Origin of the sequence: Nostoc sp. DedQUE05, from assembly GCF_034530955.1 — a bacterium.
GTDB lineage: Bacteria > Cyanobacteriota > Cyanobacteriia > Cyanobacteriales > Nostocaceae > Nostoc.
Map to the genome: position 1 here is coordinate 58,480 of NZ_JAVRCB010000030.1, position 25,420 is coordinate 83,899.

Consider the following 25,420-nt stretch of genomic DNA (forward strand, 5'->3'; position numbering starts at 1 on the left):
GTATTCATATTTTTTTATAGGTGTCCATTGCTTTGCGTATCTGCGTAATGAGCATCATATACACAAGAGCGTTTGAGTAAACCAATGGAAAATGATTCTAGATTTGTTCAATTAGAAATACCAGGAATGGAGCAATTTCTTGTCCAAAATAAAACTGTCTCAGAAATAACTAAGATGACTCCACAAGCTATTACAAATATTTCGGCTAAGAGTCCAGATAATCAAATCACATTCTATCAATTAGAAATACCAGGGATGGAAGAATTTATCGCCAAATTGAAAACACAGTCAGAATCTAACAACTCAATTGACTACAGCCGTATGAGTAAAGATTTTGCTGCTTGAAGAAAAAGCGAATCGCCTTATCTCATAAGCCCACACAAGTGGGCTTTGTTCGTGTATTCTATTGTCAGGGCTTCAACTATCTGGCAATTTAGCAAACGCCTGCTCAACTAACTTCTTTGACTTAGCATCCAAACGCAGCCAATCGACTTCACCGAATTCATCGATTAAACTAGTATCAATATCAGCAACTTCCTTCTGTGGGGTGTATTCAATAAAACACACCTGATAACACAGTTCCCACAAATCGATACTCGCTTCTTGCTGTTGACGCTGCAAACGTAGATGATATCCTGGATGGGGCATCGGCAGACGAGCCAGAGTTCCTCTGATTTCATCTGCTTCTTGGGGTGTTGCAGTTTCGATTGCTTGCAATAGCTCAGTCACCAATGCTTTGATTTCATCAGTGGTGCTAGGCGGCCAAATCAGGACATCATGGTAAGTTCCTGTCCAAGAAGATTGATCGAGCTGCTTGCGGATATTGTCGATAACGCGAATGAAAGCAGGTTGCATGAGGATTTCAGCCTGCTGCCATGCAACTGGATTTGTTATTTTAGGTGGCATTGGTAATACACAGGGGCACTAAAAGAAAAATAAACAGTCTGCGTTTATTAAAAAGCTGCGTTTTTAATCTAAATCTTTTCTCAAGATAGCGGATTTCAATGAAGAAAATTTGGAGATATTTATTACCAGCTGGAAAATTAGGTAATAACTCTGGGGAGAGAATATGATCGGCAAGCTACTAGACCATCGTTACCAAGTAATTAGAGTCCTCGCGATGGGAGGATTTGGTCAAACATACATTGCCCAAGATACTAGGCGACCAGGCAATCCTATCTGCGTTGTCAAGCATCTCAAACCCGGAACTGACCCCAGAGTTTTTGATACTGCTAAACGCTTGTTCAGCAGTGAAGCCGAAACTTTAGAAAAACTGGGCAACCATGACCAAATACCCAGGTTGCTGGCGTACTTTGACGAAAACCAAGAATTCTATCTAGTACAAGAATATATTGAAGGACATACCCTAGCTGAGGAACTTATACCTGGCAAGCGCTGGAGTGAAAGCCAAGTAATTCAACTGTTGCAAGAAGTTCTAGAAATTCTGGAATTTGTCCATCGCCAAGGCGTGATTCACCGCGACATCAAACCGGATAATATCATTCGCCGTGCCTCAGATAATAAGTTAGTTTTAGTTGATTTTGGAGCAGTGAAACAACTGCGTACACAACTGGTAACAGTGGGCGGACAAGCATCTGCGACAGTGGTTATCGGTACTCCTGGCTATATGCCTACAGAACAAGGGCAAGGTAAACCCCGTCCTAACAGCGATATCTATTCCCTTGGCATCATCGCCATTCAAGCATTAACAGGATTACAGCCAACAGAATTGCAAGAAGACCCGGAAACAGGGGAAGTTATCTGGCAGCATTCAGTAACTGTGAACCATCAACTGGCGGCAGTATTGTCCAAGATGGTGCGTTATCACTTCAAAGACCGCTATCAAAATGCTACGGAAGCACTGCAAGCGTGTAAAGACGCGATTAATCCAGTACCTGCACTTTCCACACCTCAAGAAGCCGCCAACAATTTTAGTTACCAAGCAGCCAAATCTCAGCCTCAAGTATCTCGCCTGCAAACTATTGCAGTTGCACCAGCAAATCCTATCCCTGCCAAACCTGAGCGTAAAGACTCTAGTAAATCCGACCCCTGGCCGATATTAATTGGCATATTACTAGCGGGTGGTGCAGCTGCCTTGGTAGCAAATGTATATCCAAATGTGAAAAATTTTGCTTTAAATCTTACAGGTAAGGATACGGCTTTAGCAAACAAATGCTCGGCTGTTGTTGTCGGAAATTCTAATATCCGTTCTGAACCTAGTTCGATAAATTCTAATAATATTGTGCAAACTGTTGCTAATAACACCAATTTCGAGGTGACTGGCAAGCGAACAAAAGCAGGTTGGATAGAAGTTAAGCTTAAATCTGGTCGTTTGGCTTGGGCACACCCGACCGTGATAACTAATAATCAGGAATGGGGTTCTTGCCTACGCGAAAAGGGCATTGCAACTAGGATTGTAGATGATAGTAGCTTGATTGCGACTCGAACTATTCCGCAGCCAAAACCAAAATCTCAGGATGTGGTAACTCCAATACCAGAAAAGCCGAAGAAGTCAACTGATGATGCTGAGAAATCACAACGATCGCAGCCTAATGATAACAGTGCCAATATTGTAGAACAAGCAAAAAAGAAGTATGATTCAGGGGATATAATTGGAGCGATCGCACTTTTAAGATCGGTTCCGGCAAATGCTGCTTCTGGTATCCAAGAGACGAGCAAAATGATTGCCCAGTGGCAGTCAGATTGGGCAAAGGCAGAGGCAGTATCTAATGAAATTAATAAAGCAATAGATGATGGTAAATGGGATAAAGTTTTAGATTATAGAAACCATCCAGAAAAGTTACCTAATACTAAATACTGGCGAAATAGAATAGAACCATTATTTAAACAAGCAGCCGAAAATCTGGCAAAACAAGCACTAACTCAGCTAGAAAATCAAGGTAATCAGAAAAATACCCAACAGAAACTTCCCGATACTAAGCAACCTTAAACCACAGAGAGTCCCAATAGCACACAAACTCCTAAAAGCAGCTTTTAAAAGTTATCAGTAAACACAGTTTATATCGTTCCCAGCCAGAAACTGGGAACAACTAAATTCGGGCTGCCATCGCCCGAATTCGCAGCAGCAGCCCAATAAATATCGTTTCCAGATTATATCTGGAAACGATATTTATCTGTGGTTTTATTTTCCCTATCCGTGCATCTCGTCGTATTCTTGGGCTTCAACTCGTCTTGCTTCCATCCGCGAAGCAGGCAGAAACTCAGCACGACGGACTGGAACCAAGGGCGGTGTATTTCCTGGGTAAGGGTGAATCACTTGTACAGTACGGGCTGGACGCTGCCGTGGCGAGAACAAAGCCAATACACCAGCGACGACAACACCACCACCAATAGTTAGAGTTGCACCTCCCACAGCCCAAAGCACAGGTGAAGACCACCAAGAACTTTGAGGCTGGAATGCTGTTACTTTTTGTTGGTTATACTGCTGGGCTTGTTGCCACTGCTGCTGAGTATTGAAATTTTGAACTTGACCTTGGAGTTGTTGATTTTGCACCTTCAGCTGTTCATTGTCGTTTTTTAAACGCTCCAACTGCATCTGCGTGTTCAGTTTCTCCATCTCCAGACGCTGGTCAGTATTGGGAGTAGTCGGTGGCTGAACTTGACCGGGATACATTGGTTGCCCATAAGGCCCATAAGGATACATTTGTGGCTGCATTCCCGGCGCTACTACAGTCCCTGGCATTTGCGGAGCAACAGCAAAGTTAGGCTGTAGAGGGGTATTTGTTCCTTTGAGCAATACCAGAGCCGCCAGCCCAGCTACAGCAACCCCACCGATAAACGCCATACTCTCACTCATCGCCTTTGCTCCTCAATTGCGACCTAATTATAACTATTTGTGACTGACTCACTCTCACACTCATAAATTATGCCTACTTAATTTCACATAATACTCAAACTATAAGCGACCGGATCGGCTAGTTTTTTTACATCATGATATCTGATGTTAATATTCAAGACCATAACGGTCAAATTGTCTACCAAACAAGCATACAAAAACTGCACTGTTATACTTTTTTAATCTACTTTCTCCGTCTAATCAAGAGAAGTATTTGTGCTGGTGCTGGTGGTCTGGATGGCTGCCTTGAGACTTTGGCAAAATTGGGCGATCGCCGAAAGTCCTTGCTCTGGTGTGCCTTGGGCTAACCGTTTAACAACAGCGCTACCCACGATCGCGCCATCTGCGCCCCATTCCCTTACCTGTCGGGCTTGTTCGGCTTCAGATATGCCAAAGCCGACTGCGATCGGTTTATCAGTAACACTACGAATTTGTTTGAGTAAATCGGACACGCGGTTTTCCAGTTGCGATCGCACCCCTGTAACCCCAGTCACACTGACTAAATAAATAAATCCTTGAGAAGAACGAGCGATCGCTTCGATCCGTTGGGCAGAACTAGTGGGAGCTACCAACAAGATTACGTCAATTCCCATCTCACTAGCTGCTTGGAGCAATCCTGCTGCTTCTTCTAAAGGCAAGTCAGGTATTACCAATCCTGCGACTCCAGCAGCAGCAATTTGCCCAAGAAATTTTTCAATTCCCCGGTGCAAAATTGAGTTGTAATAGATTAACAGAATAATCGGCGATCGCAATTTGGGAGTAATCCCTTGCAGCATTTCTAGCACCTGCTCTAACTTCGTACCCCTTTGCAAAGCACGGGTAGCAGCAGCTTGAATGACTGGCCCATCAGCCAGAGGATCGGAGTAGGGTATACCCACTTCTATAATGTCGGCTCCACTACGATCTAAAACCTGCAAGGCTTTTGCTGTTGTTTCTAAATCTGGATCGCCAGCAGTGATAAACGGAATCAGAGCGCACTCACGATTGTGCCCAAGAGTTTTAAAGCAATCAGAAATCGCAGTCATTTAGTCAAGTATCAATAGTCAGTGGTCAGTGGTCATTGGTCATTGGTCATTGGTCATTGGTCATTAGTAAAGGACAAATGACTAATGACAAAGGACAAATAACAACTGACCAATGATAACTTTACACCTGAGATTGCTCTTCTTGTTCTATTTCGGCTTGAATTCGTGCTAGTTCTTCGGGAGTAAGCTCGTCTAGCCGCTTTTGCAGAAAGTCTTGCTCATACTGTTCCCGCTGTTGGTGGTAGGTCATTTTTTGTCCCACCGCACGGAAAAAATAGGTGGCTAACCAGCCAACTAAGGCACTGACTAGCAAGACTTGGCTCCATATACCAGCTTTTTGATTATCCAAACCGACTAGCTGCAATCCTAAGTATGCCAAACCGCCGGCAATAAAAACACCCAAGCCAATTCCAATCGCGTCAATCCGTCGCATGAGAGTTATGACCTACCAATCTCGTTAAACTTGAACTTGTCGCCGTTGGGGTCGAAAATTTGCAAACGGCGATAGAACCAACAGACCCGGAAAGAAGAAAAACACCAAAAAGTACATAAAGACACGCTCAATAGAGCTAGCTACATACCAACGCTGCTTCAGGTACAGCAAAACAGCAATGGGGATTACCAGAAGGTAAGCTCCAGCCAAAATCAGATATAGCAGGGCGACAATCATAACTTTCAAGTCTTAAGCATCTGTTTTCCATCATAGGCTGAAGAGACAGACAAGAGAGAAGTATAGTCATAATGCTTTCAAAATAACTGCGCCAGAATTCCTCGAAACCGCTAACGAAGAGGCGAAAGCGCAGCTTTGGCGGGCTGGAGTACTTTTACTGAGGACGATTCAACGGATTTCATGACAAAAGCTAATATCATGCTATTATGTGAATCCACTAACAAAAAATGCTCTAGTCAGACAAAATCGAAAACTCATCCAGATGATTACGAGAAAACTAAGAAGACTTTCAACTCTCTGAAGCGATCGCCCAATCTGGAAAAAATATTTTCAATCTAGTTGGACAAAAGACACAATTGATGGTGGAATAGATAAGGAGGTATTTGCTACCTCTAAAAAATAACTAGTTACACTAGTTGCCAAACACCTTTGGGGGTGTGGCGGAATGGTAGACGCTACGGACTTAAATAATTGAGCCTTGAAAGAGAAATCCTTCAAGTGGAAGCTCTCAAACTCAGGGAAACCTAAATCTGGTGACAGACATGGCAATCCTGAGCCAAGCCGAAAAAAGTCCTGAGTCATGTTAGGGGTAGCGAGGCGTTTAGCCCGTGTCAAGTGGTGAGTAAATTTAAACTCATAACTGCTAACTCCTAACTCATGAACTGTTCGGAAGGTGCAGAGACCCGACGGGAGCTACCCTAACGTTAAGTCGAGGGTAAAGGGAGAGTCCAATTCTCAAAATCTGAGCAGGCTACTGTCATCAGGTGCAGTGAAAACTGCGGGAGAATGAAAATCCGTTGACCGTAAAAGGTCGTGTGGGTTCAAGTCCCTCCACCCCCACTAAAAATTTAAAATACCTAAAGGCTTCATGTCACTTAAAGGATAAGATGACCGCTTTTAAAGGATAAAGTGGCCGCCCCAATCAAGCTGGAATCTTTATTTTTCCGTTCTATACAATTTGCGGCGAACGCATTTAAACTTCTTGAATACCCTTCCCTACTGAGTTCTGCTGTGCGGCCACCTTATCCTTTAAAAACGGCCACTTTATCCTTTAAGTGACAGTTGGCGGCAAAGTTATGCTTCCAGGCGCGGCAAAGTTATGGGTAAAGTCACAGCATCTTCAAAATCCATCAAAATGCGATCGCTTGAGCTTCTGTCATTGTTTACAACCCATATTCTTCTAAACCGCTATAACCTTTACTGAGTAAGGATTTAATGGATGACATTAATTTGTCACGGCGACAAATAATTAGTCACTGTACAGTATGGGCGGGTTATATCTAAATTTATAGATAAACTCGCCCATATACATATATTTATGTGTGGTTTTTTCTATGGATAAACAGGTAATTTTACTGAACCATTTGATGAAGAATTAAACAATTTATCTTTAATACTTTATTTATAGCCCTAGTTAATCAAATTTATGTAAAAAGATGACTGAATTTCTGAAGAATAGATTGATGCTCCTGTTCGCCAAGGTTAAGCTGGTAATAATATGAACAGGAAGTCTTTTTGTCCTGATAACTGAAATGACCGCTAATCGTTTATCAATTAGTCAGGAAAATTCCCATTGTGTTACGTCTAACTCTAGACAATTAGATGTGCAAACTGCCCAAGAAGAGGTTTATAGCTTCTTTATGGGAATTGTCAATAAATTGCCACCAGAAGATGTTTTACGAGAATTCAAAAATTTATTTATAGACGGTCTTGATTGCGAAGATTCCGATTATATACCTGGAATATATAGTGTTTTTTTAGATGATAACGAGGAAGAATTATACAATACACTTAAGCGGTGTTGCTACATCATAGTTAATAATTGGAAAACTAACCGAAAAGACAAATATATCCAAGACTTAGTTAATTTATTTGTTCATGAAAATCTGAAAATCCAAGACAATAATCCTCCAGTAGTAAAAACTTGTAAAATCTGGTTAGAGAAGTTTGCTAACAGCAAAGATTACAAGGATCTGAAATTATTTGCTACTAAATATGAAGAATCATCTAAAGGTCATTGGGCTAATCGCTACACTTCCTATTTATTGATCGATCAATCTGTTAATAATAAGAACCCTAAAGAGCAACAAGAAGCTGCTAGAAGGCTTTCTAAACAGATTAAAGACAAATTTAAGTTTGAACTAGCAATGTATATTGCTCGTTCTCAATCTGCTGTCTCAAGCACAACACGCTATAAAAATCCCAGTATTTTGGGAGATCAAGCTCTGCGCTTAATAAAAGCAATTGTCTTAAAAAAAGGCGTATTTAGCCATGATAATATTGCCCATATATTTATCAAGCAAACGGAAAATCAAACTCTGAAAGAATTTAAAACAAGCCTAGAAAAATACCTATTTTTTCCTGTAGAAAATCAAGAATCAGTCGAAACTTGGCGGCGGCAGTTTGCACATAATTTATCGTTATGGAAGACAAATTATAATCAAGAAATTATCACTAAAGAATTGTTCTTGAGAACCTGTAATCGAGTGATTGATTACTTTACAACAGAAAATTCTAAAGAACCTTCGCAATTATTTATTTTATTAATTGGTCAAGGTCATGCTCTCACCCTAGTAATTATATTATTAAAGATTATTTTGATTTGTAGAAATTCTCGGAGACATTTAGAAACCCGGATTGCTCATTTGATTCGTTTTTACGAAAACTATTCCGAAGAGGAATGCAAAGGGGTAATAAATTTTATCGAGATTTTTAATATCACTTTCGCAATTTATGCAGAAAATGTAGAATATAACTTGATTAAGATGAAAGAAGAACAAAGCAGTAATCAGCAATTAAATCTGGATAGTTATCGTGTGTTTTCACAGATGAAAGTAGATAGATAAAAATGAGTTTTGCCTGATTCAGGATTTCGCAAGGCGTTCATCTAACCAAGCTAAGGCAGCACCCGCAGTTTCAGCTAAAATACTGATGAGGCGATATAGAGCGATCGCACTAAATACTAAAGCAGATGGAAAGTGGTGTCGTAAAAGTTCATACGCAGTCGCTTCAAACACACCTAACCCACCAGGCGCACCAGGTATAACAAACCCCAACAACCAAGCGCAACTAAAAGCCCCGAATAACAAAGGAATTTGATTCGCATTCAACGAACCCAAGGCGAACATAGTTAGTATAAACCCAGTGGCGCGTAGTCCCATAAAGCCCACTTCTCCTAACAAAGGGCGCAAAGGGTAGCTTTTAAGACTGAAGGGAACAGTTGATTGAGTTGTAGCAGCAGACTTTTTTGCTTTTAATTTATACAAAAAACGAATAACGGGGTTCAAAAACCACGGATGAATCGCACTAAGGACTACAGCTAAACTCAGAAATTGTAGTATTTGGATAACAAGGGTAGTATTAGCTGCTGCAAATTGGCTACTACATAAGACAATGATGATTAAAGCAGCCGCTAGCATGAGTAGCGGTTCTAGCAAAACGCTTAAGGTGGCTGCACCTGTAGGAATATTGGCATTTTTAGCGGCGACAATTCGTCCGTAGTGATGCCAGATATTGCCTGGTAAATACTTTGCGATGTTCGTTTTTAGGTAAACTTGGATGAATTGGGGAGATGATACAGGTTGATTTAACTCTTGCAGAATCCAAGTCCAGATCCAGCCTGCCCAAGTATGAGCTAGTAAAGTTACCCCTGTTGCGATCGCCATAATTGCCCATCCTACATCATCAATGCCGATAGCAGTTACCTCAATCCAATTGTCCTTCAGAGCTTTCCCTAAAAAAAACAGCGTTCCTCCCAAAATTATCCAGCGTAAAAATTGCTTCATGAATTTAGTCATTTAACGTTGAGAGCAACAAGGGCTGAATACTTAAGTTTTATGGTGTATCAGCTATATATCCAAATATTTTGAAGTATCAGACAGCTTCATGTAGTTCTTTTTACGAAAAGTATATTACTTTATTTTATATCTCTCTAGAGTTAGATAAAAATATTATTTTTGTACTCCTTAAAATGTAGCCTGCGCTAGAGGTAAAGAGCATTTTATTATTCATATGCTGAATACAGGTTATCAAAAGTGAGCGAACCAAAACAAGCACAATAACTTGCTGACCAATCCAATGATTCAGCAAATTCTTAGTTTATTAATATTTTGGTAAGGAGGACTAAGTGAACGCAGTGAGAGTATTCTTGAAACAAATAAGATTGCGCCAGATATTAACTATCTTTTTAGCTGGACTATTGTTGATAGTTAGCACTGCTTGTAGTGGGGCAAATGCTCAAGGTGCAAATCCACAAAATCCTGCTGTACAAGCCGGTGGAGCAAACAACCCTTATAAGAATGGTGGAGACAAGTATAGCAACTATAGAATGTCTACCGATCCGAAAATAGCAAACCCAAAAGCCAATCAGGGACGTGACCAAGCTAGCTTACAACCAAGTTCGCAATTGTTGATTGCTACAAATACAGAATCTGAGATCCTTTATCCTGGTGGCGAGACACCAGCAGGTCGAGTCCAGAAAGAAGCAGAACTGCCATTGATCACAGATAAAGACTTCCGCCAGCCTGAACCCGGTGGTTTGATTCAGAATGAATCAAATGTAGGAGAGCGGGTTAAAGATCGGCTTGAGACTGTAAAAGAAGCTGTTGAAGAAGCTTCCGGCTTTTTGAATAACAAGGCAGATGAAGCTAAAGCAAGACCTGAATTACAGCGAAATCCAGCAGTAAACAGATAAAAATCTTGTTTTTTCTGAATGCTTTGGATGTAAAATTAATTCCAAATGCCATCTTGGTTGAAGTTTAACTTAGTCACAAAAATGCAAGGACTTAGAAGTATGAGAAAAGCAATGAATTGGCTGAAAAATATTCGTCCCTTGAAAGTTGCAACTGTTTTTTTAGCAGGAATCTTTCTATTTATGACACAGGCTTGTGGTGCTCCAGGAATAGCAACACAGCCACCACAACCTGGTGCTCAAGCACCTAATATTGAACGATACGATGCCACAAAAGATTATCCTCTGAATTCCCCTACTGGTGGAATAAATAACTTTAGTGATGTAGATCCCAGAGCGCAAGATGAAAAGGCAGCTAATGACAGAGCTAAGGCCCTAGTAAAAAATGCTCAAAAGAATATCGATCGGAAGGGAATTGACAGCCCAGAGCAATATGGCGAAAATTACAAACAAGGGACATCTCTTGGTGGAAGAGTCAAGAACCTGGGTGAAGATATAGGTGGTTCAGCTGAAGAACTTGGCAAAGGTCTTGTTAAGGGAACTCAGCGAGGAATTGAAAATATCAAGGGTAATACCCAGAATGCTGCTGAAGACGTGACGACAAATGTTCAGCGTGGAGCTGAGGATGCTGGTAAAAATGTTAAGCGCACAGCTGAAGATGCAGGCAAAGCAGTTAAGAACACAGTCGATTGAAATTAAGCTGATGCGCTTCTAAATTGTACATTTTGACGTTAAGACTGTCCTAAGTCAATTGGTCATCTGTCATTTGAAAACAAATAACTAATGACAAGGATCGCTCCTTTAATATACAACTTAAATGCGTAACAGCTTAGTCATTGAATCTCTTGTAAAAATATAAAAGCGCCCACAGATTAAAGTCTGGGGTTACTAAAATAAAGCCTGCTTATGCAGGCTTTATTTTAGTTTTATGTGGGCAGGATTTAAGATCGCGTGAGTTCGATGAACCTCTCCCTGCCTTGAACTTTAGTTCAAGTCTGTCCCTCTCCGAGTCGGAGAGGGACGGTTTTGCGTAGTAAAACAAGGGAGAGGTCTTTTGATTAGATTTTAGTAATGAGCGATCGCCTCTATAATTTCATGATGATGTTACCTCACCGAATAGCTCTTCGTAGCGATCGCTCTTGTTTTAATCTAAATACAGCATTTCATTAATTCCTAGCGAATTAATGAAAGGCAATACCCTGCCTTGTTAATGCGGTGGCCGCCTTGTTAATGCGTCGGCTTGCATTGTCAATGCGTTCCCTTGCATTAAAAACGCTACGCTTTTACGCAAAACTGTATTAAGAAACTGCGTAAGCGTAGCCCGTCATAAACATCGCTCATTCATCAGCAATACTACAAATACTTCTGCAACAATAACCCTAACTTTTCCTTTGTCGCTGGTGGTGCTTTATCCAATTGAGTCAAAATTGCATATTGCAACGCCGAATGCGCCTCACTCAGTGGTGGATTTTCACTCAAGCGCCGCACAGTTTCTTGAATCACCTTTTGAGCATTCACAGCATTCCGCAGCAAATTGCCAATCACCATCTCCACTGTCACATTGTCATGGTCTGGATGCCAACAATCGTAATCTGTCACCAGCGCTAAGGTTGCATAAGCAATTTCCGCTTCCCTTGCCAACTTCGCCTCTGGTAAATTCGTCATCCCAATGATTGTTGCACCCCAACTGCGGTAAAGATTCGATTCTGCCTTAGTAGAAAAAGCTGGCCCTTCCATGCATACATAAGTGCCACCGCGATGGAGAGTAACTTCTGGTAAATTGAGAGATGCGATCGCATCTGCCAACACAGTTGCCAAATTCTGACAAATCGGATCGCCAAAGGCAATGTGAGCTACAATTCCCTCACCAAAAAACGTTGAAATCCGATTTTTTGTCCTGTCGATAAACTGATCTGGCACCACCATATCCAGTGGTTTCGCCTCTGACTTCAAGGAACCCACAGCACTAGCTGAAATTAAATATTTCACACCCAATTGCTTCATTGCATAGATATTAGCGCGAAACGGTAATTCAGAGGGTAAAAGCGTGTGATTGCGGCCATGACGCGCTAAAAAGGCTACCCGTGTACCATCCAAAGTCCCTAGAATCAAAGCATCAGATGGTGAACCAAAAGGAGTCTCGACTCGCACTTCTTCGATATCTTTGAGCGCATCCATTTTGTAAAGACCGCTACCACCTATAATCCCAATACTAGCTTGAGCCATGATTCTGAACCTGTTCTTTACCGATCTGCTCAGTTATTTTATCGAAAAGGGGAGTAGCAGAAAACAAAGCGATGTCTAGAATGAGCTATGCGATCGTATTTCGTGCCGCTAACACTATTGAATTATTACCCATTAATTGTTTGTTTAGGTGCAGATAGAAATCATCACCCAGTTATTCGAGGGTTAATTAATAATTTTGAGCAATCAAATTTCTGATAATTTTTGGAGATTAATGGTTATCATTAGCCCTTAAGTTAATCGTCACCATAGTGTGTAATCAATATTTAATGTATATAAATATTAAATATACGCACTTCTACGCAGGGAAACAAAGCAAGCGTTATACTTTTGGGAAAAGGCTTATTTTAACCCCTGCTTTTAACATTTTCATAAATCAATGAGTCTCAATTTTCGCTTTGCGGTAGTCAGCGACTTACACCTGGCACTTCCTCACACAATCTGGGATCATCCCAGCCGATTTCATCTGGTGGAAGTAAGTATCTCAGCATTTAAAAGTGTACTAGAACATTTAACACAACTCGATTTAGATTTCTTGTTGTTGCCAGGAGATTTAACCCAGCACGGCGAACCAGAAAACCACGCCTGGTTACAACAATGTTTAGCCCAGCTACCTTTTCCCGTCTATGTTGTTCCTGGTAATCATGACGTTCCTGTGCTGTTGGCCGATCGGCAATCGATTGCTTTTGCCGATTTTCCCTACTATTACACAAAGTTTGGCTACGAAGATCCGCAGCAGATTTACTACATTCGTCAGTTATTGCCTGGAGTTAAGCTGATTGGACTAAATTCTAACTCCTTTAACGACCGGGGAGAGCAAGTGGGGTGTTTGGATACCAAACAGCTACGGTGGTTAGAAGAAGTGCTAGCGGCATCTGGTGATGACTTAGTTTTGGTGATGGTGCATCATAATGTAGTGGAACATCTGCCCAATCAATCGAACCATCCACTGGCAAATCGCTATATGTTGTCCAATTCAACAGAACTATTGCAGCTGTTGAGGCGCTACGGAGTCAAGTTAGTATTTACAGGGCATTTGCACGTTCAGGACATTGCTTACTCAGATGGGGTATATGATATTACCACTGGTTCTTTAGTTAGCTATCCTCACCCTTATCGAGTGTTAGAGTTTCATCGGGATAACCAAGGTAAAGAATCGTTGCAGATTTTATCCCATCGCGTAGAGTCAGTGCCTGAGTTCCCTAACTTGCAACAGTTATCAAGGCAGTGGATGGGCGATCGCTCTTTCCCTTTTCTAATTAAGCTACTAACTCACTCTCCATTAAACTTACCATTATCACAAGCAAAAGAATTAGCTCCTGGTTTGCGCGACTTCTGGGCAACTATTGCCGATGGGGATGCGGTGTTAGATTACCCTCATTTTCCCCCAGAAGTGCGGCGCTACATTCAGACATATAGTGCATTACAACCCCATCCAGGCATAGCTACTGCTGAAAATTTGACGATGATTGATAATAACAGCACACTTGTACTGAATAAGAGTTAGAAGTCATTCAATTTTGGATTTTAGATTTTAGATTTTTACAAAGAAAGGCAATCCAAAATCCGGCATTGCACTGTCAGCATACCAAAGGTGCGGCCAAAATCTCAAATTGCCGAATTAGGAGTGAGGAGTTATATCAAGTCCGGTTGAACACATAATTATTAGGGCTGACGCAAGGCAGAAGGGAATAATTAATAACCAACGCCCAATGACAAATGACAAACTCATTACTGATTTTGGCGACAAATTCCAAATGCTGAGGTGTAGGCGTGTAAAAAGGTTCTGCCACCAACAGGGCCGATTTCACCGCCACAGAAAAAGCCACCTATAGGAATATCGTTAAGGTAGCGCTGAAATAATTCAGAATCGAAGTTAGGTTTACCATAGAGTCCTTCACCTCGTCCCAGACAAGAAAACATCAAAGCAGCTACAGCCGAGGGTTCAGATTCTCGTTGATGTTGGTAACTTTGGAGGAGTAATTCGAGGTCTTCAGCAGAGGCTTGGGCATCGCGTAGATGGAATTGCAGCCTTTGACCAGGACGAACGCGATCGCCAATTGCGATCGCCCCTGCATTTGGATCGACTCCAAGAATACCACGTATTAAAAAGTCTCCTTGCTGCAAAGCCAGCTTAAATTCATCCATTGCCACACCAACAAACAGAGAATGCTGTGCTAAAATCCGTTCTTGTTCGCTGAGACTAGCAATCAAATCTCGCAACACCACTAGAGGCACTTGCTCATCTAACTCTAGAATGATATTGCGATCGGCTTTTGTAACTTGCAATGGTTTACCAATCGGTCGGCATCCTTGGGCAACAATCGTTTCTAAAACAATATTGCCAGTCAAAGCTATACCAACAGTGCCCTCACGATACAAGTTTTGCTGTTCCTCACCGTTAGTATCGTTACAAAAAAGGGCAACACGACCACCCATACCTCCACCACTAGCCTGTCCCCCGACGATCGTCGATCCTGGATAAGCAAAATCCAGCCCCTGCAACAAATCATTGATTCCAGAGGCGAAAGAACTAGACAACAAGATGAACTGCGGTGTCGGTGATGGTGGTACACCGATCAAATCAAGCCAAGCATCTGGCGAACTGTCTAAATCAGGTAATTCTTCAGCAACAACATGAAAAACTTGAATCTTCACCCCTGGAAGGTGTGCTAAAGTCAAGCTAATAGCTGGTTCAGCTTCTAATTCTTGGGTTTCTCCGTTAACTGTTGTCCCAATTACACCACCACCACTACAGCCAATTAGCACAGGCACAGAAAGTTTCTCAGCTAACAAGGGTAACAGTCGGGAATACTCACTCGTAAAAGCAGACGAAATGAATACCAGTCCTAAATCCGCAGGTGCTGTTAACGATGAAACAGCTCGTTCCACCACATCTGTAACAGCGGCTTCCAGAGAATGACGGGTTGATAGGGCATTTGCCCACTGCATTTGGTCTGCCATGAATTTTGAGCTTCTTTCTCTATTTTAGGCTAGTAGATTTTGACTTTTTATTTTGGGAAGAATTGCATCTTACAATAATTGATGCCAGCCCTTTGTCTCCTCCATCCCAAGAAGCTAGAGTTGTCATTCCCTAATATAGGCATCTAAATATATTGTATGATTATTTATCTATGCTACTAATTCCACAAAATCTTAAAAAATAAAGATAAATGCATTATAGATAGAGTAGCTTGCTGTATTGGTTATAAATCAATGGCTAAAAAACTAACTTACCATCGGCTAAATGGTTAGAATGGTTATTAATCAAGCGAAAACCTGCCATTTTCTATACTAGTATTAACAACACATAACGAGACTAAAGCAATGACCAACATCCAAGAAACAGCAAAAAGCGACATCCAAGAGCAAATCCAACAAGAAGTGGAACAAGCGCGTACTGTCTGTGATATTAACGGTAGCAACTCACCAGAGTGTGCTGCTGCTTGGGATGCAGTAGAAGAATTACAAGCCGAAGCTTCCCACAAGCGCCAAAGCAAGCCAAAAAATTCTCTAGAACAGTATTGTGATGACAACCCAGATGCCATTGAATGCCGCGTTTACGACGACTAGAAATTGAGGTAACTGGATTTTATGTTGCTTGGTTAGCAAACAACCAGCATTGACTAAAGAAGACGCCCAGAGTAGAGGACGTGGAAACTCACCAATGTCCTCCACTCGCAAGCGTTTTATTTGGAGCTACGGATTTTAGTCGTGGAAACAAAAAATAAATTCCTTATTTGAATCAATAGGCTTCTTCCAAAGGGATAAGTTGCGATTTTCATAAATTAAACAACCAATTAATTGGCACTAGGGGCGTACAGATGTACGCCCCTATAAATTTTTTGTAATACTCGTGACTTCTAGTCATACGAGATTCAATAAACTATTATCAAGAAGAATTCAGGATGAATTGGAGTCCGACTGACTCCTGAATAAAAGGGTTTAATACCCCTGCCTTATTTAGCAGTCTACATTCAGGTAGTGGTATAAAATCGCACTTAATTTATTCATACTCCTGACTTCTTTTTATCTATTGTTTGAGAAAAAATATGGACTATGATATTTGGTTTCGACCTTTCGTCTGGATTGATTACCGACTGGCAGTATTATTCTTGGTAATTATTCCGCTAATTCTGCTGATTTGGGCATTTGTACAAAAAGCAGAAGGCATACAACGCTTATTGGCTATATACTGGCGAGTATCAAGCTTAGTGGCAATCACGGTTTACTTAATGATTGCCCAGTATCCAGTTAGCTTTATCTCTGGGTTAATAGCTCAGATTTTGATCCCGATATCGCTGTGGTTTTGGGTGGATATCAACGATGAAATTGAGTATCAAACCAGTGGTTCTTTGAAATTGATTTTTACCTCTTGGCGCTGGGCGACAACTGTTTATTGTTTTTTGGGCGCACTAGCATTTATACCTTTTTTGGGTTGTGCTTTTTCTGGCAATATGCTGAAGACTCCCTATTGTCGTGTCTGGTTTGAAGCTCCGTTACTATTCAAAGAATATTTTCATGCTAACAGCAAGGCTGAATTTTTAGGTTTTCTTGGCATAACTAGTTTAGTAATTTATGTGCTTTACTTGAGCTATTTTGTTTTAATTAAGCTGGGCAAACAGGGACGTTCAGCCACACCACAATAAGCATCGTTACGCCATCATACCCCTACTCTAAAAAAAATGAATTCCATTGGTAAGCGACTGGAACAATACACCGCTAAACGCACCAAAGAAGTCCTAATTGTAACGGTGGAAATTGCTGATGAGCAAGATACAATTGCTATTTTCAAAGGCTTTTCCAGTTCTTTGATGCGTCCAACGGCATTTGATGCAGATGTACCAGTTCTACCAGATGGGGCAATTATCATCAATATTGACCGAGTAGCCAGTCCTTACAATCCTGAAGCACCTCGTTATATTCAACAAGGAATTTCTTGGGAAGCGATGGAAGCTTTATTATTAGAAGTAGGTGTTTGACTAATTACTAATTCGTAATTCGTTCGTAATTTTGGTGTAATTAAGTAAAATGCCTACTGCTGCTCAAGTAGCAAGTTTGTATCGTATTAGCTATCAACTGACGTATATCATGCTTCAACCCATATACCTCATTTGTGTTGATAATCGGACTCGTAATGTATACATCCTTGCTGGGTATGACGAAGAGATTGAATTCCAAATTTTACCCAACGGAGAGTTGTCTGATGAGCCGAATTAATTACGATTCGATGTCTGATGTTGAATTAAAACAGTATTTTCTCAAGCATCGCGGGGATCAAGCTGCTTTTCAAGCATACTTAGACAGGCTTAATCAGCGTCCGCGTAGGATTGTTGCAAGCCCTGACGATCCCGATTTTGATGAGAAGGTTCAAGCAGCGATTCGCCAAAAGCTAGAAGCCGCAAGAAGCAGTAGTCAGCAGGCTAACACTGCGTTGAAGCCGACTGACCAAGAGTGATCTGTGAGAGCTAAAGAAAGATTATCTACTTTTTGATGAATTACCATGACATTATTACGATTGAACCTGGAAAATGCAGTGAGAAACCCTGTATGCGGGGAATGCGAATCACTGTTTATGATATTTTGGAGTATAGCAATCCTAAATCATTTGTGAAAATTATATATCTCTTTCTTCTTTCTTCCCTTTGCGTTCTTGGCGGTTCGTTTCCTTATCTATATTTTTCACGACTCATTTAGGATTGCTATATTTTGCAGGCGGAATGACTAAAGCAGAAATCCGAGAGGATTTTTCTGAATTAACTTCCGAAGATATCAAAGCGTGTCTAGCTTTTACTGTTGATCGTGAGAAGAAGTTATTTGTGGTGTCCCTGTGAAACTGCCTATAGACGAAAATCTGTTAAACTGTGTGGATTAGAACTAAAAAGTTATAATTTACTCAGGTTACTTATCTTAATGAAGCAAGATGTGGAGTTAATCTACGATGCCTGTAAGAGTAACTCATGATATAGGTACGGTAACTCACCAAGTTGAATTTTTGAAGCAAGTTGTCGTAGTCATGCTTGGGCTAGCATTGACGAAGGCGCTTGAAAGTTTTATTGCAGGACAGTGGTCTACAGGCTTTAAACCGCCTACGCGTTTTCAAGAAACATTTATTTTCGGTTTATTAATATTAAATCTTATTCGTTTTTTTTACGGCAACTGGATGTCTCTTGAGAAAACCTTAGATAACACAATATTTGAGGGTAAAGCATATCTCATAAATTTTGTGATTGTTATAAGCCAGAGTATTGCTTTCACAGTTCTAAGTTTTTATAAACAACTGTATCCTTACTTCTTTATTATTTTTGTTACTGTTTTATTCATTGATGTACTTGGCTTTGGGCTTTTGTTGACGACAGATGATCGTCAAAGACTTCGGCTTCAGATTCGGTGGTTGTTTAACAATCTTTGGGCTGCGGTTGCTCTTTCTTTCATCATTAATTCTGACTTTGCTAGTAAGGAGAGCGTTTTCTGGGCAGCAATTTCGGTGTCTAGCTTAAATACTATCGTTGGTTTTTGGATAAGTTGGCAATTCTACTTACCTGTTAACTCCGCAAACACTAATCAATGATCGTCTTATTGAAAGGTAATATTATGTTAAATAGATGGAATAAAGTGCTGTCAAGCCGCATAAAAAACCCTTGCAGCGGACGGATGGAAATCGCTGGTACTGAGTTCGAGGTTGCTTGCCACCTCTGAAGGAGAACCTTAACCTGAAGGAAGCAAACTACAGTTTAGGTCTAAATTGCCGTCTGAAACTGTCTTCTCTACGAGACGCTGCGCGAACAATTTTGAAGAATTCTTTTGACTTTTGAATTTACAAAATGTCCCGTTCTGGATACACACTTCCCATCTTTGCCTGCGCTGCTGCTATTGCAGCTTTAGACTGGTTGCGCGATCGCCAACCCCTAACTTTAGCATCAGTAGATTTGATTGAACCCGCTCAAATTGCAGAAATTCCCATTGAACAGGTAGCAGGATTATCTGAAAATACAGCTTTAGCAATAACTCGCAGCGATCCTGGTGATAATCTCGATTTGACTAAAGATACACCGATTTGGGCGCTGGTGGAATGGCGCGAACAGGGTGATGATGCAGTAATTATTAAAGGTGGAGAAGGAATTGGTAGACAATTAAATGCCGATCGCAAGCCTGCTATTTATGCTTATGCTCAAAGGCTGTTGCAAGAGAATTTGCAACGGATATTAGCACCAGGGGAAAAAATCACGGTGACGATTATTCTACCTAAAGGGCGATCGCTTGCTGTTCGGACTTCAAATTCTGCCTTTGGTGTGGTTGAAGGACTTTCCCTTTTAGGCACAACTGGTATTTCTCAACCTTTAAGTACACCAGATCAGCTTGCCGTTTTTCGGGCAGAATTACAAAATAAAGCCAGTCGTTTTGAAACTTTAGTATTCTGTATCGGGGAGAATGGCCTAGATTTGGCGCGGAAACTAGGGATTAATCCCGAACAATTAGTCAAAACTGCTAACTGGCTTGGCCCAATGTTAGTAGAAGCTGATGTGCTGGGTGTAAAAGAAATCTTATTATTTGGCTATCACGGTAAGCTGATGAAGCTGGCTGGCGGAATTTTTCATACCCATCATTACTTGGCTGATGGACGGCGGGAAATTTTGTCAGCGCACTGTGCGATCGCAGGTTTAAAATCACCAGATGTCCAAGCTGTATTTAATAGTGCTACTGCTGAAGCAGCACTAACATACTTAAAATCCCTAGATGCTGCAACTAGTAGTAATTGGGTAAATAAAGTTTACAGTGCGATCGCCGAAACTATCGATGTTCGTGCCCAAGAATACATTCAAAGCCATAGCGAAAGCGGCAAAAAAGTAACAGTCTGTGGCTCTATTCTCTTCGATCGCGATCGCAAAATTATCGTGAAGAGTAAAACTGCTGGTCTGTTGATGGGAAAATTATGTTAATTTATTATGAATAATCGTAAACAATCCAAAAAAATAATCCTTTAAGTAACCACTCTAGGGTAGATTTATCGTTTTAATACCATCTCCAACTCCGGGGTTTGACAAATGCACGTAAACTAGCGTTTGTCAAGGCTTTTTATACCATTATCAGCCTATCCAGGCTGGATAATAGCATCACCATAAACCACAAAGCATCTATTTATCCTTAACAGATATAACACTCCCGTCATGAATACAGCGGTGACTCTACCAACAGAACAAGCGCCCCAAACATTGGAAACTTTTGGGCGGCTCGATCGCCAATTGATTGTAATTTTGGATTTTGGCTCTCAATATTCTGAGTTGATTGCCCGTCGCATCCGCGAAACTCAAGTATACTCGGAAGTCTTATCCTATCGCACTACTTCTGAACATTTGCGCCAACTTAATCCCAAGGGAATAATTCTCTCAGGTGGGCCAAGTTCAGTTTATGGTGATAACGCTCCCCATTGTGACCCAGAAATTTGGAATTTGGGAATACCCATTTTGGGTGTTTGCTATGGGATGCAGTTGATGGTAAATCAACTTGGTGGGGAAGTGGCAAAGGCCGATCGAGGTGAATACGGCAAAGCCTCATTATATATTGACGATCCCACAGATTTGCTTACTAATGTTGAAGATGGCACTACCATGTGGATGAGTCATGGAGACTCAGTTATCCAAATGCCATCAGGGTTTGAATTGTTAGCACATACAGAAAATACTCCCTGCGCTGCGATCGCCGACCACGAAAAGAAACTTTACGGCGTTCAGTTCCATCCAGAGGTGGTGCATTCTGTTGGTGGCATAGCATTAATCCGTAATTTTGTCTACCATATCTGCGATTGCGAACCAACTTGGACAACAGCGGCTTTTGTTGAAGAAGCAATTCGAGAAATTCGCGCCAGAGTTGGTGAAAAGCGGGTGCTGTTGGCGCTGTCTGGTGGAGTGGATTCTTCTACCCTGGCTTTCTTGCTATACAAAGCGATTGGCGAGCAACTGACTTGCGTGTTTATCGATCAAGGCTTTATGCGAAAATATGAGCCAGAGCGATTGGTAAAGCTGTTTCGAGAGCAGTTTCACATTCCTGTTGAATATGTTAATGCCCGCGATCGCTTTTTGGCTAAAGTTGCCGGAATTACAGATCCTGAAGAAAAACGCCGCCGCATCGGACACGAATTTATCAGTGTATTTGAGGAAACATCCAAGCGCCTCGGTCACTTTGACTATCTAGCTCAAGGAACTCTTTATCCAGATGTGATTGAATCTGCGGACACCAACGTCGATCCCCAAACTGGTGAGCGGGTAGCGGTGAAAATTAAGAGTCATCACAATGTTGGCGGTTTGCCCAAAGACCTAAGATTTAAATTGGTCGAACCACTGCGGAAACTATTTAAAGATGAAGTCCGTAAACTTGGGCGTTCCATTGGTTTACCAGAAGAAATTGTTCAACGGCAACCTTTTCCTGGGCCTGGTTTAGCAATTCGGATTCTGGGGGAAGTTACATCTGAGCGGTTAAATATTTTGCGCGATGCTGATTTGATTGTGCGGCAAGAAATTAACCAACGCGGTATGTATCATGATTTCTGGCAAGCATTTGCTGTATTGCTACCAATTCGTAGTGTTGGCGTTATGGGGGATCAACGTACTTACGCTTACCCCATTGTTTTGCGGATTGTTACCAGTGAAGATGGCATGACTGCTGATTGGGCAAGAGTGCCTTATGATGTCCTGGAAGTGATTTCTACTCGAATTGTGAATGAGGTAAAAGGGGTGAATCGCGTGGTTTATGACATCACCTCTAAGCCACCTGGAACCATTGAATGGGAGTAATCAAGCTTTGAGTTGGTCTTTAAAGATGCGAGAAATTGCGTCTCTACATCTAGGTTTTAAGCTGATTTGAACTGTATTGATTTAAAAATGACAATGCCGACCTGACTAGTTTTAAGATTCGGCATTGTCTATTTATTTGATTTTTTTCAAGCTCCATCAAAATCCAAACCTAATACTTTTCGTGTAAGGGGAAAAATAGAAAGGGAAAGGGTTTGAATTTACTTTTCCCCAGACCAAAAAAGAGATTATTGGGTTTATCCGAAAAGTATTGAATCCAAACCTGTTAGTAATAAAGCAGTCAGTAGTTAGCAAGATTATTTTTAAACTTTAACGAATTGTTAAAGTTAATTTTTTAATGTAAAGAAATTTAAACAATAACATAATTTTATCCAGTAAATAATTATAAATACCAGTGAATAATTAAACATCAATTGGATGGTGACTAGACAAATTTAGTTATATTCTAGGAAAATAGGCGCGATCGCAGTAAAATTACCAATGGTGTGGCGATCGAGATAAAAAATAAGTAGCTTATTGGAAATACATTTCATTCGATCAACATTAATGGAGATGTTATGGAACCTGCCCTTCCCCTTGCTGGCTTAAACATCCTCGTAGTTGATGATGATGATGATAGCCGCTTTTACATTACTACTGTGTTGGAAGCTGATGGAGCCACGATTATGGCAGTTGCATCGGCAGCGGTAGCATTGAAAGTATTACCTGAGTTGCAACCAGATGTCTTGATTTGTGATATCGCAATGCCTGATGAAGATGGCTACACTCTTATCCGCAAGATCCGGGCACTAAAGCCTGATATTTATGGAAAACTTCCAGCGATCGCTTTAACTGCTTATGGTGATAGCGAGTATCGTAGCCGTGCTATAGAAGCGGGTTTTCAGACTCATGTGCCTAAACCAGTCGATCCCGGAGAATTAGTTGCGCTCGTCGCAGATTTGGTTGCTTCTTATAAGAATTAACACAAAAATGCAGTCATTTGTCGGTTTTTATTTGTTATTTGCCTTATCTGCCTCATGTTCCTCATCTAAAAGTGAATTGGTTATTTAAGAGTTATAAGTTTGTTTGAGTGTAAACCCGATCGTACTTAGATGGAAATTTTCTCATTTACACATTAACTAAAATTTACCTTTGATTAAAAATAAATAAACAATTATCTATTTAAGTCTGTTAGTTTATTTATCTGTATACTCTCTCATTTTTCTATCTGCTCGATTTGAAACGATGTTATGTTTGACAAAGATTCTAGACTAAAAATGAGTTTTCTTTTTCTTTGTTTATGAGCGACCGCTACTTATAAGGTTTGCGAGCATTATAAAAACCATCAGTAGTCTGTATTTCCTCTAAATAACCGATCGGCTTAATGAGTGTTATTTACTGCCTGATAAAGATAAGGAAGCTCATAGTTTTTTCAGAAAATTGTTAAAATTTGAGGAGCGAAATCTGACAGTTTCCCCATGTGATACCAAATAGGCACTATCTTTACTGCGGCCACGCTTGCAACGCTGTCTCCACAACTCGTAGGAGTTCCGTTCGGGTAGCTCCGGTTGCCGCCAGAACTGATATTCCACAATTGACTGTCACGACAAAGCGGGCGAGAGCCGCTGGATCGGAATCAGCCGACAAGTCCCCCTCCAAAATCGCCTGCTCGAAACGCTTACGCACAGAAGCTTCACTCGATTCTCGGCGTGCAGACAATTCCTGCTGGATCGGGTCAGCTGGATCTCCGCATGAAAGCGTGCCATGAACCCAGAGACATCCGGGTGGATTATGCGGATCGGTTCCTAAGTCAACGACCCCGTGCATCATCTTCTCGGCGACCTGGCGCGCAGTTGGCTCTTTGAGAGCCTCACGAAGATAAGCTGATGGCCCGTCGGCATAGCGAGCCAGCACTTTGCGAAATAGAGATTCTTTGTTCCCAAAGGCGGCGTAAAGGCTAGGACGATTAATGCCCATAGCCTCGGTCAGATCAGAGAGGGATGTGCCTAGATAACCCTTGCGCCAGAACACATACATTGCACGATTGAGCGCTTCATCGGTATCGAACTCGCGGGGTCGGCCTATGGCCGCAGTGGTTTTTTCCTGTTTCATACTCATCAGTATAATAATTTCTTGACAGGCTTACCCCCATGCTTTATATCTATACCAGACGATACAAAAGTTTAACGACAAAAGAATACTATGAGCAACAAAAAACTTACTGGAAAGGTGGCATTGGTAACAGGTGGCTCACGCGGTTTGGGGGCAGCGATCGCTAAACGTCTAGCACAAGATGGGGCAGCTGTTGCCCTCACTTACACTAGCTCGCCGCAAAAAGCCGATGAGGTGGTGCAAGCGATCGAAACAGCAGGTGGGCAAGCTTTGGCTATTCGCGCCGACAGTGCCAACGCTGAAGCGGTGAAAAATGCTGTCACCGAGACTGTAAAAGCTTTTGGTCGTCTCGATATCCTCGTAAACAATGCGGGGATCGCCACTTTGGCTACTATCGATGAGTTCTCATTAGATGATTTTGACCGAATCATCGCGGTTAATATTAAGGGCGTGTTTGTGGCAACTCAAGAGGCTGTCCGCCATATTGGCGAGGGCGGACGGATTATTATGATTGGCAGCGTCAACAGTGACATCATGCCATTTGCTGGTGGTTCCGTCTATGCTTTGACCAAGGGTGCGATCGCAAGTTTTACGCGCGGTCTGGCCCGCGATCTCGGCCCTCGTGGCATTACAGTAAATAATATCCAACCCGGCCCGGTGGATACTGACATGAACCCAGCGGAGGGTTCCTTTGCCGACACTATGAGAAGTATGACTGCCCTCCAGCGCTATGGTCGGAGTGAAGAAGTAGCCGACATGGTTTCCTATCTTGCCAGTGCAGAAGCCGGTTTCGTTACTGGTGCGAGCCTGAACATTGATGGTGGCTTCACAGCCTGATTCGGCGGTAACAAAACGACTAAGTAATACTGTGATTGCAAGCCAATGAAAGCCTGTTACGTAGTAAGCACTTCATCCTAACAAAGACGATGCGCGAACGGGTTCGTTAGTCGCTCATAGGGGAAACCCCCTTGGCGCTAGCCTCTCCCTTTGGGAGAAGACCGCGCTAACTTACTACAAACTTATTTACCCAGGACA

Annotated in this window: 25 protein-coding genes and 1 pseudogene; 17 read left to right on the top strand and 9 right to left on the bottom strand. The window is 41.6% G+C overall.

Annotation, left to right across the window (positions count from 1 at the left end; genetic code table 11):
- The first annotated feature begins 84 nt into the window (after nt 1-84).
- Nucleotides 85-345 carry a hypothetical protein gene (locus RMZ42_RS21820; RefSeq protein WP_322673370.1) on the top strand — a complete coding sequence of 87 codons (261 nt, stop codon included), beginning with the start codon at nt 85-87 and terminating at the stop codon, nt 343-345.
- A gap of 72 nt (nt 346-417) precedes the next feature.
- Here the strand turns inward: RMZ42_RS21820 and RMZ42_RS21825 are convergent, their stop codons facing one another.
- A complete protein-coding gene (locus RMZ42_RS21825; RefSeq protein ID WP_322673371.1) occupies nt 418-906 on the bottom strand; it encodes a hypothetical protein in 489 nt (162 codons plus the stop codon).
- A gap of 163 nt (nt 907-1,069) precedes the next feature.
- On the opposite strand from RMZ42_RS21825, the gene RMZ42_RS21830 reads away from it, so the two are divergent.
- A complete protein-coding gene (locus tag RMZ42_RS21830) occupies nt 1,070-2,950 on the top strand; it encodes a serine/threonine protein kinase (RefSeq protein ID WP_322673372.1) in 1,881 nt (626 codons plus the stop codon).
- A 201-nt stretch (nt 2,951-3,151) separates the two neighbouring features.
- On the opposite strand, the gene RMZ42_RS21835 is transcribed toward RMZ42_RS21830, so the two are convergent.
- The 4 genes from RMZ42_RS21835 to ndhL all read right to left on the bottom strand — a co-directional run bounded on the left by RMZ42_RS21835 (nt 3,152) and on the right by ndhL (nt 5,551).
- A complete protein-coding gene (locus RMZ42_RS21835; RefSeq protein WP_322673373.1) occupies nt 3,152-3,817 on the bottom strand; it encodes a heterocyst differentiation related protein in 666 nt (221 codons plus the stop codon).
- A 236-nt stretch (nt 3,818-4,053) separates the two neighbouring features.
- Complete coding sequence (gene trpA / locus RMZ42_RS21840) at nt 4,054-4,881, bottom strand: tryptophan synthase subunit alpha (protein ID WP_322673374.1); 828 nt, start codon at nt 4,879-4,881, stop codon at nt 4,054-4,056.
- A gap of 121 nt (nt 4,882-5,002) precedes the next feature.
- A complete protein-coding gene (locus tag RMZ42_RS21845) occupies nt 5,003-5,314 on the bottom strand; it encodes a DUF3007 family protein (protein WP_094347180.1) in 312 nt (103 codons plus the stop codon).
- Nucleotides 5,315-5,338: 24 nt separating this feature from the next.
- Nucleotides 5,339-5,551 carry an NAD(P)H-quinone oxidoreductase subunit L gene (gene ndhL / locus RMZ42_RS21850; protein WP_094347179.1) on the bottom strand — a complete coding sequence of 71 codons (213 nt, stop codon included), beginning with the start codon at nt 5,549-5,551 and terminating at the stop codon, nt 5,339-5,341.
- Nucleotides 5,552-7,083: 1,532 nt separating this feature from the next.
- Between ndhL and RMZ42_RS21855 the strand changes: the two genes are divergently transcribed.
- The gene (locus RMZ42_RS21855) at nt 7,084-8,397 is read left to right on the top strand and encodes a hypothetical protein (RefSeq protein ID WP_322673375.1); all 1,314 of its coding nucleotides are present in this window, start codon (nt 7,084-7,086) and stop codon (nt 8,395-8,397) included.
- Nucleotides 8,398-8,415: 18 nt separating this feature from the next.
- Here RMZ42_RS21855 and RMZ42_RS21860 read toward each other — a convergent pair whose 3' ends face one another.
- The gene (locus RMZ42_RS21860; protein ID WP_322673376.1) at nt 8,416-9,336 is read right to left on the bottom strand and encodes a lysylphosphatidylglycerol synthase domain-containing protein; all 921 of its coding nucleotides are present in this window, start codon (nt 9,334-9,336) and stop codon (nt 8,416-8,418) included.
- Nucleotides 9,337-9,677: 341 nt separating this feature from the next.
- On the opposite strand from RMZ42_RS21860, the gene RMZ42_RS21865 reads away from it, so the two are divergent.
- Nucleotides 9,678-10,244: a DUF6658 family protein gene (locus RMZ42_RS21865; protein ID WP_322673377.1), complete on the top strand. Its 567-nt coding sequence runs from the start codon at nt 9,678-9,680 to the stop codon at nt 10,242-10,244.
- A 99-nt stretch (nt 10,245-10,343) separates the two neighbouring features.
- The gene (locus tag RMZ42_RS21870; protein ID WP_322673378.1) at nt 10,344-10,934 is read left to right on the top strand and encodes a hypothetical protein; all 591 of its coding nucleotides are present in this window, start codon (nt 10,344-10,346) and stop codon (nt 10,932-10,934) included.
- Nucleotides 10,935-11,594: 660 nt separating this feature from the next.
- Here the strand turns inward: RMZ42_RS21870 and RMZ42_RS21875 are convergent.
- The gene (locus RMZ42_RS21875) at nt 11,595-12,467 is read right to left on the bottom strand and encodes an S-methyl-5'-thioadenosine phosphorylase (RefSeq protein WP_322673379.1); all 873 of its coding nucleotides are present in this window, start codon (nt 12,465-12,467) and stop codon (nt 11,595-11,597) included.
- A gap of 397 nt (nt 12,468-12,864) precedes the next feature.
- On the opposite strand from RMZ42_RS21875, the gene RMZ42_RS21880 reads away from it, so the two are divergent.
- Complete coding sequence (locus RMZ42_RS21880) at nt 12,865-13,992, top strand: metallophosphoesterase family protein (protein WP_322673380.1); 1,128 nt, start codon at nt 12,865-12,867, stop codon at nt 13,990-13,992.
- 224 nt (nt 13,993-14,216) lie between these two features.
- On the opposite strand, the gene RMZ42_RS21885 is transcribed toward RMZ42_RS21880, so the two are convergent.
- A complete protein-coding gene (locus RMZ42_RS21885; protein WP_322673381.1) occupies nt 14,217-15,449 on the bottom strand; it encodes an FIST signal transduction protein in 1,233 nt (410 codons plus the stop codon).
- Between the two features lie 363 nt (nt 15,450-15,812).
- Here RMZ42_RS21885 and RMZ42_RS21890 point away from each other — a divergent pair, with 363 nt between their 5' ends.
- From RMZ42_RS21890 to RMZ42_RS21940, 10 genes and pseudogenes are all read left to right on the top strand, one after another.
- The gene (locus tag RMZ42_RS21890) at nt 15,813-16,058 is read left to right on the top strand and encodes a Calvin cycle protein CP12 (RefSeq protein ID WP_322673382.1); all 246 of its coding nucleotides are present in this window, start codon (nt 15,813-15,815) and stop codon (nt 16,056-16,058) included.
- A 479-nt stretch (nt 16,059-16,537) separates the two neighbouring features.
- The gene (locus RMZ42_RS21895; RefSeq protein ID WP_322673383.1) at nt 16,538-17,134 is read left to right on the top strand and encodes a DUF3177 family protein; all 597 of its coding nucleotides are present in this window, start codon (nt 16,538-16,540) and stop codon (nt 17,132-17,134) included.
- A 36-nt stretch (nt 17,135-17,170) separates the two neighbouring features.
- The gene (locus RMZ42_RS21900) at nt 17,171-17,467 is read left to right on the top strand and encodes a hypothetical protein (protein WP_322673384.1); all 297 of its coding nucleotides are present in this window, start codon (nt 17,171-17,173) and stop codon (nt 17,465-17,467) included.
- 49 nt (nt 17,468-17,516) lie between these two features.
- On the top strand, nt 17,517-17,705 hold the full coding sequence (locus RMZ42_RS21905; protein ID WP_099099501.1) for a DUF6888 family protein: 189 nt from the start codon (nt 17,517-17,519) through the stop codon (nt 17,703-17,705).
- Entirely contained in the window at nt 17,692-17,943 is a 252-nt protein-coding gene (locus tag RMZ42_RS21910; RefSeq protein ID WP_322673385.1) for a DUF6887 family protein, read from the top strand. Before RMZ42_RS21905 ends, RMZ42_RS21910 begins: the two co-directional genes overlap by 14 nt.
- Nucleotides 17,944-17,978: 35 nt before the next feature.
- Nucleotides 17,979-18,319 (top strand): annotated as a pseudogene (locus tag RMZ42_RS34785) (DUF433 domain-containing protein).
- A 107-nt stretch (nt 18,320-18,426) separates the two neighbouring features.
- Complete coding sequence (locus RMZ42_RS21925) at nt 18,427-19,056, top strand: hypothetical protein (RefSeq protein ID WP_322673388.1); 630 nt, start codon at nt 18,427-18,429, stop codon at nt 19,054-19,056.
- Nucleotides 19,057-19,309: 253 nt separating this feature from the next.
- Nucleotides 19,310-20,425 carry a cobalt-precorrin-5B (C(1))-methyltransferase CbiD gene (cbiD, locus tag RMZ42_RS21930; RefSeq protein ID WP_322673389.1) on the top strand — a complete coding sequence of 372 codons (1,116 nt, stop codon included), beginning with the start codon at nt 19,310-19,312 and terminating at the stop codon, nt 20,423-20,425.
- Between the two features lie 228 nt (nt 20,426-20,653).
- Nucleotides 20,654-22,276, top strand: coding sequence for a glutamine-hydrolyzing GMP synthase (gene guaA / locus RMZ42_RS21935; RefSeq protein WP_322673390.1), 1,623 nt, complete (start codon nt 20,654-20,656; stop codon nt 22,274-22,276).
- 575 nt (nt 22,277-22,851) lie between these two features.
- The gene (locus RMZ42_RS21940) at nt 22,852-23,256 is read left to right on the top strand and encodes a response regulator (RefSeq protein WP_322673391.1); all 405 of its coding nucleotides are present in this window, start codon (nt 22,852-22,854) and stop codon (nt 23,254-23,256) included.
- Between the two features lie 520 nt (nt 23,257-23,776).
- On the opposite strand, the gene RMZ42_RS21945 is transcribed toward RMZ42_RS21940, so the two are convergent.
- Nucleotides 23,777-24,385 (bottom strand): TetR/AcrR family transcriptional regulator, encoded by a 609-nt coding sequence (locus RMZ42_RS21945; protein ID WP_322673392.1) that lies wholly within the window; start codon nt 24,383-24,385, stop codon nt 23,777-23,779.
- 90 nt (nt 24,386-24,475) lie between these two features.
- On the opposite strand from RMZ42_RS21945, the gene RMZ42_RS21950 reads away from it, so the two are divergent.
- A complete protein-coding gene (locus RMZ42_RS21950) occupies nt 24,476-25,222 on the top strand; it encodes a 3-oxoacyl-ACP reductase family protein (protein ID WP_322673393.1) in 747 nt (248 codons plus the stop codon).
- The last annotated feature ends 198 nt before the right edge of the window (nt 25,223-25,420 follow it).